Genomic DNA, 16,573 nt, shown 5'->3' on the forward strand with positions numbered 1-16,573 from the left:
TGAGCGCTGCGTCTGTCCAGGTCACGCACGGGCGACGGGGTTTTGGAACCCCGCACCTTTTGGTCGCGGTCTGTCGGATCCGTGTCGCGATCTGGCTTGTGGCGCCGAACGATCTTACTGTGCCGACCATGAAACTCCGCGTCATCATCGCCACGATGATCGGTCTCGTCGCGGCGGCGGCTGTGGGCTTGGGCACCTACGGCCTCATCGGCTCCGGCGACTGCAACTCGGCCGAGACCTGCACGGTGCCGCCCGTCGTCATCGTCGGCGGCATCTTCCTCGGCCTGCCGGTGGCCGTCATCGCCATCGCCGCCGGCGGCGGCCTGCTGGTCATGGGCTCCGTCGTGACCGCGATCGGGGTGGGCGCCCTCGCGGCGGCGGTGGAGGGCAACACGTTCGGCTGGGTCTTCGGAGGCGCCTTCCTGCTCGTCGGGCTGGGCCTCGTCTGGCTGGGCGTGATCGCGGGGCGGCTGGCGCGACGAGCCGCCACGCTCAAGGAGTCCGGCCGACCAGGGGTGGCGGTTGTGCTGTCGGTCAGCGACACCGGGACCACGGTGAACCAGAGCCCAATGGCGAAGCTGCAGCTGCGGGTGGAACCGGCGGACGGGTCAGCGCCGTTCGAGATAGTGGCGACCCAGGTGGTGTCCCGGGTCGGGCCGCCACGGCCGAACGACCGGTTCGCCGTCAAGTACGACCCGGCGAACCCCACCCAGTTGGTCCTCGGCGAACCGCTGCCAGCCGCGCCGGAGCCGGCCAGCATGCCGGCCGCGCCGTTGGGCGGCAGCGTGGTCGACCAACTGGCCAAGCTGGATGAACTGCGCCGGTCCGGGGCGCTCACCCAGGCCGAGTTCGACGCGGCGAAGGCGCGGCTGCTGAACCTGTAGCGGCCCGCTACAGCCGGCAGCGGGTAGCGCGGCGAAGCAAGGTGTCCAGCTGTGGTGTGCACAGCAGCGCATCAACGTCCGAGCGGACCGTCCCGGTCAGTCCAGCACCTCCACGGTGTCACCGACGCTGACCGTACGATCTTCGTGGGAAGGTCCGCCCGGTTCGGCCCGCACCGTCATCTGGAGACCGAAGAGGAGCTTCTGGCCGACGTTCCGCCGTGCGGCGAGCATCCGTAGCGGCTCCCGTCCCCGCTCCCCGGTCTCCTGGTCGATCGTCGCGACCAGGCAGCGGCCACACTCGTTGACGCCGTGGAACACGGCCCCGCCGATCCTGATCCGCCGGCCGACCCACTCGCCCTCGGCCCACGGCGCGGCACCGCTGACCACCAGGTTGGGGCGGAACTGGACCATCGGCAGCGGCCCCTCGGTGCTGCCCGACTCCAGCAGCCAGTCGTTGAACGCGTCCAGCGACGCGGTGTTGGCCAGCAGCAGCGGACTGCCGTCGGCGAAGCTCAGCTCGGCGCCGGAGCCGGCCGGAACCGGCCAGGGAACGAGGTTGCCGGTGGGGTCACCGAGCCAGACCAGCCGGGCGGTGCGCCCCAACAGCCGGTTGAGCCAGTCGTCCGCCTCGGGGCCGGCGGCGCGTACCGGTGAGGGCGGCCGCCCCCGGAACACCCGGACCTGGATCGCCTCGCCGCCGGTCGGTTCGGCCAGATCGAGCGGGGCCAGCCCCGGCGCGTCCAGGGTCAGCCCGCCCGGCCGGGACACCGCCCGCATCGTCACCAGTTCCCGGTGCTGGCGCTGGGTCAGGCCGAGCCCGTGTTCGTCCACGATCAGCCAGCGCCGGTCGCCGTCCAGACCCCACGGCTCGACCCGCGCCGTGTCGCGGTCCATCCGGCGGCACCCCTTCACCGGGTACGTGTGCATCGAGGCGACCCGCATCCCGCCAGGATGCCATGACGCGGCGTGACGCCGCTATCGCGCTCCGGCGGCCGCGTTACCAGGCGACCCCGACGCCGTGACCGAAATCCAGTGCCGGGCCTCGGCGGTGTTGCGCAGCAGTGCCGCGGCGAGCACCCGGGGGTATGGCGGCTTTTGGGGTAGTGCAGCTGGACGCGAAGGTGCAGTCGTTCGTCGAGGCCAGGATGCAGCCGGTGACGCCGGCGGACCTCATCCGCGGCGGCCGGGCGTCAGCGAATCCGTGCCAGAGAGGAGCATCGCCATGCAGGGCAAGATCATCGGTTTCGAGGAGCACTACAAGCTTCCGGCTATTCAGGAGGCGAACCGGAACGATCCGGAAGAATTGATCTACAACGTCTGGAAGAAGGCGGGACGCTTCAAGACGGACGCGCAAGGCGGGTGGCCGGCAGGCATCTACGATTTGGGGGAGGGGCGGATCGCCGCTATGGACGCGGCGGGGATCGACGTGCAGATCCTCTCGCACACCACCCCCGGCCCGGAGACCATCGAGCCGTCGCTCGCGGCCGACCTGGCCAAGCAGGCGAACGACGCCGTCGCGGCTGCGGTCTCGAAGTATCCCGAGCGGTTCCGAGGCTTCGCCACCTTGCCGATGCTCAACCCGGCGGCTGCCGTGGGCGAGCTCGAGCGGGTCGTCCGCGACCATGGCTTCGTGGGGGCACTGATCAACGGCCACGTCAACGGGCGTTACCTTGACGACACGTTCTTCTGGCCGGTGTTCGAATGCGCCGAAACTCTCGACGTGCCGATCTACCTGCATCCCGTCCTGCCGCCGAAGCCGGTGGTCGACGCCTGTTACAGCGGCTTCGATCCGTATGTTTCGTCCAACTTGTCGGCTGCAGGGCTCGGCTGGCACATAGACACCGGGATACACTGCATACGTCTGATCCTGGGCAAGGTGTTCGACCACTTCCCCAGGCTGCAGATTATCGTGGGACACCATTTTGAAGCATTGAGTTGGATGGCGTGGCGGACGGACTACTCGTTTCAGTCGGACGCGAGTGGCGGCCTCAAACGCACCATCAAGGAATACCTTCGCGAAAACTTCTACGGCGGTATCCTCGCCGGCGACTTCGCGAACCAGGAATCCGGCGCCGTGGACAGCAGCTGGAGCCTGTCCTACAACGCCTATCTCGGCATGGTGAACCTGATCGGGATAGACCGGATTCTGTTCACCACCGACTATCCATACGCCAACATGAAGGCCGCTCGCCAATTCCTCGACCAGATGCCCATCAACCTCGGTGATAAAGAGAAAATCGCGCACCTCAACGCCGAGCGACTGCTCAGGCTCTGAAAGCCAGCGGTCTACCGGTGCCCTGCGTCTCAGATCGTTGATCGAGGTGGGCGATTTCGCGGTGGGTGTCGCACCCATCTCTCGCGTAGTCAACGGCGCCGAGCGGACCATTCCCGAGCTGAAGGGGTCCTGTGTTTGACAAAAGATCAAGCAGATGCTTGAGTTCGGCCTGTGGTGGCGGAGAAGGCGGATCTGCGTCGAGAGGCTGGTCAGCGTACGCGCGACCGCCTGCTCGCGGCCGCCCTGGAACTGATCTCCGAACGGGGTTCGGAGGGCATCACGCTCCGCGAGATCACCGACAGCGCCGGGGCCAACGTCGCGGCGGTGAGCTACCACTTCGGATCGCTGAAGGCGTTGTGCGATGCGGCGATCGAGCACGCGCTGGAGCGATACCTCGACGCCCAGCATGAGGCGATCGGAGCGCTGGCGCCGAAGGCGACGCTGCAGGAGCTGGCCGCGGCGTTCGCCGCACCGATGATTCGCTCGCTCGCCGCCGGTGGGCAAGATCTCGCCGTGATGAGGACCGTGGCGCGCGTCGGCATCGATCCGCCGGAGAGCTGGGATCGGCTGGCCGGCAAGTTCGACCAGACCCGCCGAGATGCCGTACGGGTGTTGAGCGCGAACCTGCCCGGGGTCAAGGAACCCGAGCTGATCTTCCGGACGCGGTGCGCGGCGGGCCTGCTGAACTGGCTGGCGCTCGCGCCCATCGGCGCCGAGCTGGCCGCCAAGTCCGTCAAGCAGATCGAACGGTTGCTCATCCCGGTGGTGGCCGGGGCGTTCCGCGGGCATCCGAGCGCCGGCTGACCCAGCCGCCGGGCGCCCGCTCCAAGTAATGCAAACACTTGCTTGACATGGTTCGATTGCCGCCCATAATCTCAATCAAGCGTTTGAGTTACTTCTTTGGAGGAGGAGAGACCAATGACCACCGAGACCGCCGACGTCGAGGCCATCGTTCGCCAGGCCTACCACGCGGCCGAGGGCGACGTTCTCGATGTGCAGGGATTCGCCGACCTGTTCGCCGAGGACGGCGTGTTCAACAACATCGTCGCGGGGGAGTCGTACCGCGGTGAGCACCTGGGCGACCTGGTCGTCTTCATGGGGCAGCTGGCCCCCGACGTTCACCGCGAACTGCACCGCTTCCACGTCATGGGCAACGTCGTCGCCGTCGAGCTGTCCATCCGGGGCACCTTCACCGGCCCGTTCCCGACGCCGGCCGGGGTCATCCAGCCCACCGGCGCCAAGCTCGACATCCCCACGGCCGACTTCTGGTACATCGAAGAAGGCAAGATCAAGGAATTCAACTGCTACGTGGGCGTCAGCATCATGATGGCGCAGCTGGGCGTCCAGTTCGACTTCGCCTCCGCCGTCGCCGCGTCGGCCACCGCGCCGACGGCCGCCTGAGTGGCCCGCCCGTTCGAAAGGCGCGCGGCTGTCCTGCAGCCGCGCGCCTTTTGCTCATGAGGGGGCTTTCCAATGATCGACGTACGACGATCGGGTGATCGGTCGGAGACCAACCAGGCGGCCAGCCATACGACCCCGACAACACGCACCACGGCCTGGTCAGACGGTGATGACGACCTTGGCGCGGGCGTGCTCGATCTCCAGGTACCGCACCGCCTCCGCCGCCCGGTCCAGCGGGTAGGTCCGGTCGATCGCCGGGGTGATCTGCCCCGCCTCCAGGAAGTCGCGCAGCGTGGCCAGGACCTCCGCGCTCGGCGGCACGTTGAGCAGCGGCAAGATCCGGCGGTTGCCCAGGCGGGCGGCGAGCGTGGCCCGGATGGTCAGCGTCATCGGGCCGACGACGCTGGGCCGGCCGCCGCCGGACACGCCGCCGCCGGCGAGCACGAGCGTGCCGTCGTCGGCGAGGGCGCGCCGGCACTCGCCGAGCGTGCGGTTGCCGACGAGGTCGAACACCACGTCGTAGCGCTCGCCGGTGCGGGTGAAGTCCTCCCGGGTGTAGTCCACGACGTGGTCGGCGCCGAGCTCGGCGACCAGTTCGGCGTTGCGGGTGCTGCACACGCCGGTCACTTCCGCGCCGAACGCCTTCGCCAGCTGTACCGCGAACGTGCCCACGCCCCCGGACGCACCGTTGATCAGCACGTGCTGCCCGGCCCGCACCCGGGCGTAGTCGCGCAGCGCGACCAGGGCGGTCGTGCCGGCCAGCGGCACCGCGGCGGCCTGCTCGAACGTGAGCCCGGCCGGCTTGTGCTCGGCGTAGCCGACCGGCACGCGGGCGAGTTCGGCGAACGCGCCGTCGTCCTCGCGCAGGTCGCCGTACACCTCGTCGCCCGGCGCGAAGCGGGTCACCCCGGCGCCGACGGCCTCGACGACGCCCGCGAAGTCGCTGCCGCGGATCGGCCGGCGGGGCGCGTCGCGGCCGAACATCGACGGCATCATGAGCCGCGCCAGATAGGGGTCGCCGCGCATGATGTGCCAGTCGCGGGCGTTGACGGCCGCGGCGCGGACCCGGACGAGCACCTCGCCCTCGGCGGGCGCCGGCGGGTCGACGTCGAGCAGCCGGAGCGTTTCCGATGAGCCGTACCGTTCCTGAACGATCGCCTTCATGGCGTCGATGGTGGGGTCGTTCTCGGTGGCGTTCATCGGTACATGGGCCGGACCGTTTCCGTACTTCCGGCGCCGCGGCCTCGGACCTTGGCCGGCCCGGTCGGGTGCGTTTTTGATCAGGCGCGGGGGAGGACCGCGGTGACCGTCCAGCCGCGGATCGGGCCGGGGCCGGCCTCGCAGGTGCCGCCGACCAGCCCGGCGCGCTCGGCCATGCCGACCAGGCCGAACCCGCCCGACAACCCGCCCGAGCTCGCCGCGCGCGCCGGGGCCGTCTCGCCGTCGTCGCTGACCCGCAGCCGTACCGACGCCTCGTCGGCCACGACGCTGACCTCGATGCGGGTCGCGTTGCGGGCGTGCCGGCGGGCGTTGGTGACCGACTCCTGCGCGAGGCGGTAGATCGCGGTGCCGATCGGCGCGGGCAGGTCGTCGACGTCGCCGGAGATCTCCACGTCGATCGCGGGGCCGACCCGGTGCCGCCCGGCCAGGCCGTGCAGGTCCGCCACGCGCGGGATGGGCGACAGCTCGGCCGGTTCGTCGGCGCGCAGGACCCGCACGATGCCGCGCATCTCGGCCAGGGCCCGGGACGCCTCGGCCTCGATGACCTTCAGTGCGTCGGTGGCCGCGTCGGGGTTCACGGGTGCGGTGGCCAGGCCGGCCTGGGCGCGGATGACCATCGCCGACACGTGGTGCGCGACCGTGTCGTGCAGGTCGCGGGCCAGCCGCTCGCGCTCGAGCAGCTTCACCTGGTCCAGTTCGCGCAGGCGGGCCCGGGCCCGGTACCGCAGCGCCGCCCCCAGCGCCGTCACGGCGAACAGGATCCCGAAGCCGCCCATCGTGTCGCCCGCCCCCGCAAACCCCATGAGCAGCGAGAACAGCAGCTTGGCGACGATGATCGAGGCGCCGAGGACCACCTGGCGGCCGGAGCCCCAGCGGGCCAGCGCGTAGCCGAGGAACAGCACGAACACGAACGAGTTGAGGCCCAGGTCGTGCCCGGTCACCAGCGGCGCGAGCCCGCACGCGCCGAACGCGAACGCGACCCCCGGCAGCGGCCGGGTGCGCCGCCACAGCAGCGTCGGCAGTACCGCGAGCGCCACGCCGCCCGCGAACCAGCGAAACGGCAGCTCGGGCCGGATCAGCACCTCGCAGACGGTCGCGAGCGCGAAGCCGCCGACGAGCACCCAGTCGCGCCACACCCGGGCGGGCGGATCGGCCGGGCTCGGCTCGTCCCAGACAGAGCGCAGCTTTCCGAGCATCACGCCGATTCTATTGGCCGCCCGGCGGCGCCGGATCCGACCAAAGTACGACCGGCCGCGCCGGCGTCGAGGACATTCTGGATAGTTTGTCCGAGATTCTACCGGTCGGCACGATTATCGCCCACGGCAATGTCACGGGAACCTCGAGTCATCGCCGTTCTGTGGCCTTTGGACCGGTTTCGTCGTATTAGCCTGAACGCGTGGGCGGATACCACCTCGGCATCGACTTCGGCACCGCGCGGACCGCCGCGGTGCTGGCCAGGCCGGACGGTCGGCGCGAGCAGCTGCTGCTCGAGCCGTCCGCGGTGTGCCTGGACAACGCGCCCCACTTCGTCGCCGGGTTCGACGCGGTCGAGGCGGGGGAGGCCAACCCCGACCGGTTCGAGCCGCACCCGCGGCGCACCATCGGCAAGGGCTCGGTCGTGCTCGGCGGCGTCGAGTGCTCGGTGCGCAGCCTGTTCGCCGCGGTGCTCACGCACGTCGCCGCCGCGGCCCGGCGGGTCGCGGGCGGGCCGATGGCCGGCGTCGCCCTGACCCCATCCGGCGGGCTGGCACCGGCCGCAGACGGCCGTGCTGGAACGGGCCGCGGCGCTGCTCGGGCTGCGGCCCACCCGGCTGGTGCCGGAGCCGGTCGCCGCCGCGCTGCACGCCGACGAGACCGGGCTGCTCGCCGTCCCCGACGGCGCCTCGGTGGCCGTCGTCGACCTCGGTGCGGGCTCCGTCGACACTGCCCGGACGCCGGCCAGCCGTTCGTCGTCAAGGGCGAGGCGCTACTGCCTGGTCCCCGTGCCCGCCGGCCGGCACCCCTGACGCGGTGGCCTCAGGCAGAATCCAGGCAGAATTGCGGCGTGGAACATCGTGTCGGCCGGTCCGGGTGGGCCGCCTTCGTGCTCGGAGTGCTGTACGCCCTGGTGAGCGCCTACTGGGCGGCCGGCGGCACCGCCGGGCTGAGCACGCTCGGCGGGACGATCGAAGAGCTCGGCCGCGCCCGCGACCCGGGCCTGATCGCGGTCGTGTGGGTCACGGCGGCGTTGAAGCTGGCCGTCGCGCTGGCCGGGCTCGCGGTGGCTCGGCCCGGGGCGTGGCGCCGGCCGCTGCGGTTCGTGGCGTGGACGGCCGCGGTCGTTCTGGTGTCGTACGGCGGGCTGCTCGTCGCCGGCCAGGCGATCGTGGAGGCCGGCCTCCTCGACGCGGCCCCCGACGCGGACCGGTCCGCGATCCGGTGGCACCTGTACCTCTGGGACCCCTGGTTCCTGGCCTGGGGCCTGCTGCTCGGCGTGGAATTGCTCGCGAGCCGGCGCCCGGACCGCGAGCGCGGCGCGCGGCCCTGACCGACCTCTTGCCCGGCCGAGGCCCCGGTGCTACGGTCCGTCCGTCGAACTGATTCGACATCCCGGACGGAGTCCGGGCGGGACCGCCGCGACCTGTGGTCGCTCAGCGCGAGCCCGGGCGCACGGCGACGCCGCGGAGGGAGGAGACTCGACCAATGGCAGTGACCATCGCGGACGTGGCGAAGCACGCCGGGGTGTCGCGCAGCACGGTCTCCTACGTGCTCAGCGGCAATCGGTCCATCTCCGCCGAGACCATCGCCCGGGTCGAGGCGAGCATCGCGGAGCTGCAGTTCCGCCCGCACGCCGGCGCCCGGTCGATCCGCACCAAGCGCACCGGCGTCATCGCCATGGCGCTGCCGCTCGTGCACGGGCCGCACAACCAGGTCCAGATGCCCTACGTGTGGGCGGCCCTCACCGCCGCCCAGGACGCCGGGCTGAAGCTGCTCATGCTCACCGACGACGACGGCACCTCGGCGATCCGCGACACCGTCGGCTCGGCGATGGTCGACGGCGTCATGCTCATGGAGGTGCAGCAGAAGGACCCCCGGGCCAAGCTGCTGCGCTCGCTCAAGTGCCCCGCGGTGCTGGTCGGCACGCCGGACAACCCCTACGGCCTGCCGTATGTCGACTTCGACTTCGCCGCCTGCGGGCGCGCCTCCGCCGAACACCTGCTCGACCGTGGCCACACCCACGTCGGCTTCCTCGGCCAGCACCCGGAGACCTACCGGCGCGGCGCCGCCTACGCCGCGCACGCCCGCGACGGCGCCCTCGACGCCCTGCGCGAGCAGGGCGCCCGGGCCACCTGGACCTCCTGCCTGCCCTCGGCCGGCGGGGTGGTCGACGCGCTCGGTGACCTGCTGACCCGCGACCCGGAGATCAGCGCGATGGTCGTCTACAACGAGTGGGCGCTGCCGCTGGTCGTCGACCGGCTCGCCGGGCTCGGCCGGCCCGACGTCGACATCGTCGCCATCTGCCCCGACGACGCCGTGGAGCGGATCGCCACGCCGGTCACCTCGGTGTCCCTGCCGGTGGAGGAGCTGGCCCGCACGGCGGTGCGGCGCCTCGCCGGGCTGCTCAACAACGAGGCCCAGCCCTCCGTCACGATGCTGGCCCCCGTGCTCAAGGTTCGCTGAACACGCCCCACCCGACACTCGACACACCCCCGTGAATTGTCGAATCAGTTCGACAGCAGAGAGGCCCCTCCCATGAGAAGCGTCGCCGCCGCCCTAGCCGCCGCCACCGCCGCCGTCCTCGCGCTCGCCGCGTGCGGGAACGGAACCGGCGGCAGCAAGGAAGACACCGGCACCCTTACCGAGATCGACTACTACGAGGCCGCGCCGCAGAACACTCAGCTGCCGAAGCTGCTGGACGAGTGCGGCGCCCAGGTCGGCGTGAAGATCGGGCACCAGCAGGTCCCGCGGGCGCAATTCATGCCGAAGCTGCTGCAGCAGGCGTCCTCGCGCTCGCTGCCCGACCTGGCCCTGGTCGACAACCCCGACCTGCCGCAACTGGCCGCGACCGGCGGCCTGGTCGCGCTGAAGGACCTGTCCACCGACGGGCTCTACCCGTCGATCGTCGCCGCCGGCAAGTACAAGGGCGACACGTACGGCATCGCCCCTGGCGTCAACGGCCTGGCCCTGTACTACAACCAGGACCTGTTCGCCCAGGCCGGGCTGCAGGCGCCGAAGACCTGGGACGAGCTGACCGCGGCCGCGAAGGCGCTGACCAAGGCCAACCGCTACGGCATCGCGTTCTCCGCCGTCGGCACCGAGGAGGGCAGCTTCCAGTTCGAGCCGTTCTTCTGGACCGCGGGTGCGAGCCTGAGCAGGCTCGACTCGCCCGAGGCGGTCAAGGCGCTGCGCCTGTGGAAGGACCTCGTCGAGGCCAGGGCCGCCTCCAAGTCGGTCGTCACCTGGACCCAGGCCGACGTCAACGACCAGTTCATGGCCGGCAACGCCGCGATGATGGTCAACGGCCCGTGGCAGCTGCCGACGCTCAACAAGCGGCAAGACCTCAAGTTCGGCATCGTGCCGATCCCGATCCCGTCGCCCACCGCGAAGCCGGTGACCCCGCTCGGCGGCGAGATGTGGACGGTCGGGCACAGCAACCCGCAGCGCGAGGCCAAGGCCCTGGCCGTGCTCAAATGCCTGCTGAGCCAGGACAAGAGCCTCGAGTGGTCCAAGGCCGCCGGCTACATCCCGAGCAACCAGGCCGCCGCGCAGCAACTCGCCCAGAGCGACCCGCAGCTGTCCGCGTTCGTCGAGGAGGTCGCCACCGCACAGGCCCGCACCGCCGAGCTCGGCACCGCCTACCCGAAGGCGAGCGAGGCGCTGTTCAACGCGATCCAGGCGTGCCTGGCCGGCGGGAAGTCGCCCGAGGAGGCGCTCAAGGCCGCCCAGGCGTCGGTCGGATGACCCTGCGCAGGCTGGGCTTTGTTGTCCCGGCGTGGCTGTACCTGATCGTCTTCTACCTGTACCCGCTCGCCACCAACGTGCGGATGGGCTTCCAGGAGTACACGGTCTCGTCCTTCTACACGGGCATCGCGCCGTTCGCCGGGCTGCGGAACTACCGCGAGGTGTTCCGCGACCCGGCGTTCGCCGGAACGGTCACGAACACGGTCCTGTTCACCGCCGGGTCGCTGGCGCTGCAGTTCGGCATCGGGCTCGCCCTGGCGGTGTTCTTCCGCCGCTCCTTCCCGCTCGGCGGCGTGCTGCGCTCGCTGCTGCTGGTGCCGTGGCTGCTGCCGCTGGTGGTGTCCGGCACGGCGTGGCGCTGGATCCTCGAGACCGACTCGGGGGTGCTCAACCAGACGCTGCTGGGGCTGCACCTCATCGGCGAGCCGGTGCCGTGGCTGGCCAGCACGAGCATGGCGCTGACCGCGGTCACCCTGGTCAACGTCTGGGTCGGGATCCCGTTCAACATGGTGATCCTGTACGGCGGGCTGCAGGCGATCCCGGCCGAGCTCTACGAGGCCGCGCAGCTCGACGGCGCCGGGGCGTGGCAGCGGTTCCGCCACGTCACCCTCCCGCTGCTGCGCCCGGTCACCTCGGTCGTGCTGACGCTCGGGCTGATCTACACGCTGAAGGTGTTCGACGTCATCATGCTGCTCACCCAGGGCGGACCGGCCGACTCGTCGCAGACCCTCACCACGTTCTCGTACGACCTGTCGTTCCAGCAGCTCGCGTTCGGGCGCGGCGCCGCGGTCGGCAACCTGCTGATCCTCGTCGCCGTGGTGTTCGCGATCGGCTACCTGCGCGCGGAACGGCGCTCGTCGTGAGGCGGCCGGTGGGCAAGGCGGTGCACACCGCGATCGGCGTGGTGGTCCTCGCCGTCATGCTGTTCCCGCTGTACTGGATGATCAACGCCTCGCTGCTGCCGTCCACGGAACTCATCCGGCCCACGCCCACGTGGCTGCCGATCCACGGCACCCTCGACGGCTACCGCAACGCGCTGTCCAGCCAGGGCCGGCACCTGCTGACCAGCCTGTACGTCGCCCTGGGCACGGTCGCCGTCACGCTGGCGGTCGCCGTGCCGGCCGCGTTCGGGCTGGCCCAGCTCGCCGCGCCGCTGCGCCGGTCGCTGCTGTTCGGCCTGCTCGTGGCGCAGATGATCCCGGGCATCGTGATGGCCAACGCGTTCTACGTCGCCGCCAACGGGCTCTTCCTGCTCGACACCCCGCTCGCGCTGATCCTGGCCGACTCGACACTGTGCGTGCCGTTCGCGGTGCTGATCCTGCACGCGTTCATGCGCGGCATCCCGGCGCAGATCCGCGAGGCGGCGCAGCTGGACGGCGCCTCGGCGCTGCGCACGCTGTGGTCGGTGATCCTCCCGGTCAGCCGCAACGCGGTCATCACCGCGAGCCTGTTCTCGTTCCTGTTCGCCTGGGCGGACTTCCTCTTCGCGGTCACCCTGACCACCCGCGACGAGGCCGCCCCCATCACCGTCGGCATCTACCGCTTCATCGGCGCGCACATCAGCGACTGGAACAGCGTGATGGCCACCGGGGTCATCGCCTCGCTGCCGGTCGCCGTGCTGCTCGTCGTCGCGCAGCGCTACGTCGCCGCCGGCATCACCAGCGGCAGCGTCAAGGATTAGGAGACCGTCCACTGTGTCCATTCAGCTGACCTGGCGGCACGGCCACCATGTGCTCGTCGCCGAGCCGTGGGGCGCGGACAGCGTCCGGGTCCGGGCGGGCCTGCACCGCATCGACGCCGGCCTCCCCGGCGCGCTGCTGCCGGAGCCGCCGCCCGCCGCCGCCACGCTCGAGGGCCGCGCGCTCGTCAACGGCCGGCTGCGGGTCGAGGTGAGCGCCGACGGGCTGCTCACCGCGGCCCGCGCCGACACCGGCGAGGAGCTGCTGCGCGAGGCGCCGGCGCACTTCTGGTGGCCGGGCGCCCGGCACTTCGACGCCTCCGGCGGCGGGCTGCACCGCGTCGAGCAGCGCTTCGCCGCCTACGACGGCGAGCGCTTCTACGGCCTGGGCCAGCACGGCCACGGGCGGTTCGACCAGAAGGGCATGGTGCTGGAGCTGCAGCAGCGCAACGGGGAGGTGAGCATCCCGTTCACGGTCTCCAGCCGCGGCTACGGCCTGCTGTGGAACAGCCCCGCGATCGGCCGGGTGGAGCTCGCCGCCAACGGCACGCGCTGGGTCGCCGACCGGGCGCGCCAGATCGACTACTGGCTCACCGCGGGCGGCCCCGCCGACGTCCTGCGCCGCTACGCCGAGGTCACCGGGCCCGCGCCCGAGCTGCCGGCCTGGGCGTCGGGCTTCTGGCAGAGCAAGCTGCGCTACGCCGACCAGGCCGAGCTGCTGGAGGTCGCCCGCGAGTACCGCCGCCGCGGCCTGCCGCTGTCCGTCATCGTCGCCGACTACCTGCACTGGCGCCACCTCGGCGACTGGGACTGGGACCCGGACGCCTGGCCCGACGCCGCGGCGATGACCGGGGAGCTGCGGGCGCTCGGCGTCGAGCTGGCCGTGTCGGTGTGGCCGTCGGTCAGCCCGCTGTCGGCCAACCACGCCCCGATGCGCGACGCCGGGCTGCTCGTCGCGACCGACAGCGGGGCCGGGGTACACGCGGAATGGCCCGACGGGGCGACCGACGCGCCCATCGGCGTCTCGTTCTACGACGCCACCGACCCGCGGGCCCGGGAGTTCCTGTGGTCGCGGGTGCACGAGTCGTACGGCAAGGACGGCGTGCGGGCGTTCTGGCTCGACGCGTGCGAGCCGGAGATGCGCCCCGGCCACTTCCACAACCTCGACCTCGCCGCCGGGCCGGGGGCCGAGGTCGCCAACCTCTACCCGCGCGAGCACGCCCGCGGCGCCTACGAGTACCTGCGCGGCCAAGGCGAGACCGAGGTACTGTCGCTGGTCCGCTCGGCGTGGGCGGGCTCGCAGCGCTACGGCGCCGCGCTGTGGTCCGGCGACATCCCGGCCACGTTCGAGGCCCTCGCCGCGTCGGTGCGGGCCGGGCTCAACGTCGCGATGAGCGGCATCCCGTGGTGGACGACCGACATCGGGGGCTTCCACGGCGGCGATCCCGGCGATCCGCGGTACCGCGAGCTGCTCGTGCGCTGGTTCCAGTTCGGCGCGTTCTGCCCGCTGTTCCGCCTGCACGGCCACCGCGAGCCGCGCACCGGCCGCGCCGGCGTCGGGGTCGGCGGCGGCCCGAACGAGGTGTGGTCGTACGGCGAGCAGACCTACGCCATCCTGGTCCGCTTCCTGCGGCTGCGCGAGCGGCTGCGCCCCTACCTGCACGAGCAGCTGCGCACCGGCCTGCCCCTGCTGCGCCCACTGCTGCTGGAGTTCCCCGGCGACCCGGCCGCCTGGGACGCCGACGACGCGTTCCTGTTCGGCCGCGACCTGCTCGTCGCGCCGGTCCTCGAGCCGGGCGCGCTGCAGCGGGCGGTGTACCTCCCGGCCGGCGCGTCCTGGACCCACACCGATTCCGGCACCACCTTCGAGGGCGGGCGGCACGTCACCGTCGACGCGCCGCTGGCCCGGATCCCCTTGTTCCTGCGAGACGACGCCCGTCTCCCGATCCACCAGGAGGAATGATGTCCCGCGCAGCTCCGCCAGGCCGCCTCGTCGCCGTCCTGCTCCTCGGCCTGTCGCTCGCGGTCGCGCCGTTGGGCGCGACCCCGGCGGCCCGGGCCGCCGACACCACCGTCACCGTCGACCTCGCCGCCACCGGCAAGGTGCCCACCGGCGCCGGTGCCGGGTTCCTCTACGGCCTCAGCCAGGACGGCTCCGGCCCCGCCGACAGCCTCATGCAGCCGCTGCGCCCCACGCTGTTCCGCGGCGGCGGCGCCCGCATCGCCGGCCACGGCTGGATCGGCGACGGGTACGCCGCCGGGTCCGGCTACCGGGTGCGGCTCGACTCGGCCGTGGCGCAGGCCCGCCGGGTCACCGCCGCGCCCTACAACGCCACCTATCACCTGCTCGTCTCCGACGTGTGGGGCGCCGACACCGAGCAGCCGTCGAACACGGTCTACCCGTGCGACAACGGCGACTGCACCAACTGGCGCTCGTTCATCACCCGGCTCGTCACGGACGTGCGGGCGTCGGGGGTCCGCGTGCGGTACGACATCTGGAACGAGCCCGACGGCACCGGCTTCTGGCCGCGCGGGGTCAACAGCGCGCAGTACTACCAGATGTGGGACACCGCGGTGAACGAGATCCGGCGCCTCGACCCGTCGGCGGTCGTCGTCGGCCCGTCGTACTCCGGCTACAACCACGGCTGGCTGGACGCCTGGGTGGCCCGCACCAAGGCCGACGGCACCCTGCCCAACGTGCTCAACTGGCACTTCGGCGGCGACCCGCTCGCCGACTCGGCCGACGCGCAGGCGATCCTGTCCGCGCGCGGCGTCGCGGCGCTGCCGATGACGATCGACGAGTACCTCTTCTCGCAGCAACAGCAGCCCGGGTACCTCGCCTGGTTCCTCGACCGGCTGGCCGCCTCGAACGTCTCCGCGGCCGCGCACGCGATCTGGTCGGACTGCTGCACCGCCGGCACGCTCGACTCGGTGCTGTGGAACGGCCAGCCGACCGGGCAGTGGTGGGTGTACCGCGCCTACGCTCAGATGACCGGCAACCTCGTCACCGCCACCGGCTCGGGCCCGATCGCGGTCGCGGCGGCCGTCGACCGCAACGCCGGCCGCGCGGTGGCGCTGCTGGGCAACCAGACCGGCCAGACGGGCACCACCACGGTCGCGTTCAGCGGCGTGCCGTCGTGGCTGCTCACCAACGGCCGCGCCCGGGTCACCGTGCAGCGCATCGTCAACCAGTCGCCGCTGAGCGGCCCCGCGATCCTCAGCAGCGGCGACGTCGCGGTGAACGGCGGCGCGCTGAGCGTGGCGGTGCCGATGACGTCGGGCACCGACGCGTACACCGTGACCCTCGGCGCCCCGCTCGACGGCGGCACCACCGGCGGCACGCTGATCATCGACGCCGACAGCCCCGACTTCAGCTACGGCGCCAACTGGGGCCGCACCACCGGCGTGCCGGACATGTACGCGGGCACGGCGAACTGGAGCTACGTCGGCGGCGCCACCGCCACCTTCCGGTTCACCGGCACGCAGGTGGCGCTGCACGCCGTCCGGGACGTGGACCAGGGCCGGATGACCGTCGCGGTCGACGGCGGCACACCGTCCACGGTGGACAACTATGCCCCGGTGCGCAACGCTTCGGGGGTCGTGTGGACCAGCCCGGTGCTGGCCGCCGGCCCGCACACGCTGACGATCGTCAACACCGGCCAGCGCAACCCGTCCAGCACCGGCACCAACATCGCGCTGGACCGCGCCGACGTGACGACGGCGGCGGTGTCCACGTTCGACGGCACCGACGGCAGCTTCGCGTACGGCCCCGGCTGGGGCCTCACCACGGGCGTGCCGGACATGTTCAACGGCACCGCGAACTGGAGCTTCACGACCGGCTCCACGGCGACGTTCACGTTCACCGGCACGCGGGTGGCGCTGCACGCGGTCCGCGACGTCGACCAGCAGATCATGGCGTTGTCCGTCGACGGCGGCGCGGAGTCCACGGTGGACAACTACGCCCCCACCCGCAACGCCTCCGGGGTCGCGTGGACCAGCCCGGTGCTCGCCGCCGGCCCGCACACCCTGCGGATCAGGGTGACCGGCACGAAGAACGCGGCCAGCAGCGGCTGGAACGTGGCGATCGACAGCGCCGACGTCACCCCCTGACGCACGGCGCCGGGGCATCGTCCGCGGTCAGCGAGCGCCTGGCCGCGGACGGTGACCCAGTGG

15 protein-coding genes are annotated in these 16,573 nt (G+C 71.8%); 12 read left to right on the top strand and 3 right to left on the bottom strand.

All coding sequences use genetic code 11. From position 1 onward, the window contains the following. The first annotated feature begins 128 nt into the window (after positions 1–128). Positions 129–884 carry an SHOCT domain-containing protein gene (locus ACGFI8_RS18335; protein ID WP_392806239.1) on the top strand — a complete coding sequence of 252 codons (756 nt, stop codon included), beginning with the start codon at positions 129–131 and terminating at the stop codon, positions 882–884. A 96-nt stretch (positions 885–980) separates the two neighbouring features. Here the strand turns inward: ACGFI8_RS18335 and ACGFI8_RS18340 are convergent, their stop codons facing one another. Then, a complete protein-coding gene (locus ACGFI8_RS18340) occupies positions 981–1,826 on the bottom strand; it encodes an MOSC domain-containing protein (RefSeq protein ID WP_392806241.1) in 846 nt (281 codons plus the stop codon). Positions 1,827–2,106: 280 nt separating this feature from the next. On the opposite strand from ACGFI8_RS18340, the gene ACGFI8_RS18345 reads away from it, so the two are divergent. The 3 genes from ACGFI8_RS18345 (at position 2,107) to ACGFI8_RS18355 (ending at position 4,560) form a co-directional block, all read left to right on the top strand. Next, positions 2,107–3,159: an amidohydrolase family protein gene (locus ACGFI8_RS18345; protein WP_392806243.1), complete on the top strand. Its 1,053-nt coding sequence runs from the start codon at positions 2,107–2,109 to the stop codon at positions 3,157–3,159. A gap of 171 nt (positions 3,160–3,330) precedes the next feature. Then, positions 3,331–3,963, top strand: coding sequence for a TetR/AcrR family transcriptional regulator (locus ACGFI8_RS18350; protein WP_392806245.1), 633 nt, complete (start codon positions 3,331–3,333; stop codon positions 3,961–3,963). A 114-nt stretch (positions 3,964–4,077) separates the two neighbouring features. After that, complete coding sequence (locus ACGFI8_RS18355; protein WP_392806247.1) at positions 4,078–4,560, top strand: ester cyclase; 483 nt, start codon at positions 4,078–4,080, stop codon at positions 4,558–4,560. Between the two features lie 159 nt (positions 4,561–4,719). Here the strand turns inward: ACGFI8_RS18355 and ACGFI8_RS18360 are convergent, their stop codons facing one another. Both ACGFI8_RS18360 and ACGFI8_RS18365 read right to left on the bottom strand, forming a co-directional pair. Beyond that, positions 4,720–5,724, bottom strand: coding sequence for an NAD(P)-dependent alcohol dehydrogenase (locus ACGFI8_RS18360; protein ID WP_392806402.1), 1,005 nt, complete (start codon positions 5,722–5,724; stop codon positions 4,720–4,722). A gap of 116 nt (positions 5,725–5,840) precedes the next feature. Further along, positions 5,841–6,977 (bottom strand): sensor histidine kinase, encoded by a 1,137-nt coding sequence (locus ACGFI8_RS18365; protein WP_392806249.1) that lies wholly within the window; start codon positions 6,975–6,977, stop codon positions 5,841–5,843. Between the two features lie 570 nt (positions 6,978–7,547). Between ACGFI8_RS18365 and ACGFI8_RS18370 the strand changes: the two genes are divergently transcribed. The 8 genes from ACGFI8_RS18370 (at position 7,548) to ACGFI8_RS18405 (ending at position 16,510) form a co-directional block, all read left to right on the top strand. After that, entirely contained in the window at positions 7,548–7,787 is a 240-nt protein-coding gene (locus tag ACGFI8_RS18370; protein ID WP_392806251.1) for a hypothetical protein, read from the top strand. Between the two features lie 38 nt (positions 7,788–7,825). Beyond that, on the top strand, positions 7,826–8,308 hold the full coding sequence (locus ACGFI8_RS18375; RefSeq protein ID WP_392806253.1) for a DUF3995 domain-containing protein: 483 nt from the start codon (positions 7,826–7,828) through the stop codon (positions 8,306–8,308). A gap of 155 nt (positions 8,309–8,463) precedes the next feature. Further along, positions 8,464–9,441: a LacI family DNA-binding transcriptional regulator gene (locus tag ACGFI8_RS18380; RefSeq protein WP_392806255.1), complete on the top strand. Its 978-nt coding sequence runs from the start codon at positions 8,464–8,466 to the stop codon at positions 9,439–9,441. 72 nt (positions 9,442–9,513) lie between these two features. Beyond that, on the top strand, positions 9,514–10,722 hold the full coding sequence (locus ACGFI8_RS18385; protein WP_392806257.1) for an ABC transporter substrate-binding protein: 1,209 nt from the start codon (positions 9,514–9,516) through the stop codon (positions 10,720–10,722). After that, positions 10,719–11,585: a carbohydrate ABC transporter permease gene (locus tag ACGFI8_RS18390; protein ID WP_392806259.1), complete on the top strand. Its 867-nt coding sequence runs from the start codon at positions 10,719–10,721 to the stop codon at positions 11,583–11,585. Before ACGFI8_RS18385 ends, ACGFI8_RS18390 begins: the two co-directional genes overlap by 4 nt. Further along, positions 11,582–12,403, top strand: coding sequence for a carbohydrate ABC transporter permease (locus ACGFI8_RS18395; protein ID WP_392806261.1), 822 nt, complete (start codon positions 11,582–11,584; stop codon positions 12,401–12,403). Before ACGFI8_RS18390 ends, ACGFI8_RS18395 begins: the two co-directional genes overlap by 4 nt. Before the next feature lie 13 nt (positions 12,404–12,416). Next, a complete protein-coding gene (locus ACGFI8_RS18400) occupies positions 12,417–14,363 on the top strand; it encodes a TIM-barrel domain-containing protein (protein ID WP_392806263.1) in 1,947 nt (648 codons plus the stop codon). Further along, entirely contained in the window at positions 14,363–16,510 is a 2,148-nt protein-coding gene (locus tag ACGFI8_RS18405; protein ID WP_392806264.1) for a hypothetical protein, read from the top strand. Before ACGFI8_RS18400 ends, ACGFI8_RS18405 begins: the two co-directional genes overlap by 1 nt. Positions 16,511–16,573: the final 63 nt, after the last annotated feature.

Origin of the sequence: Dactylosporangium sp. NPDC048998 (assembly GCF_043197855.1) — a bacterium.
Taxonomy (GTDB): domain Bacteria; phylum Actinomycetota; class Actinomycetes; order Mycobacteriales; family Micromonosporaceae; genus Dactylosporangium.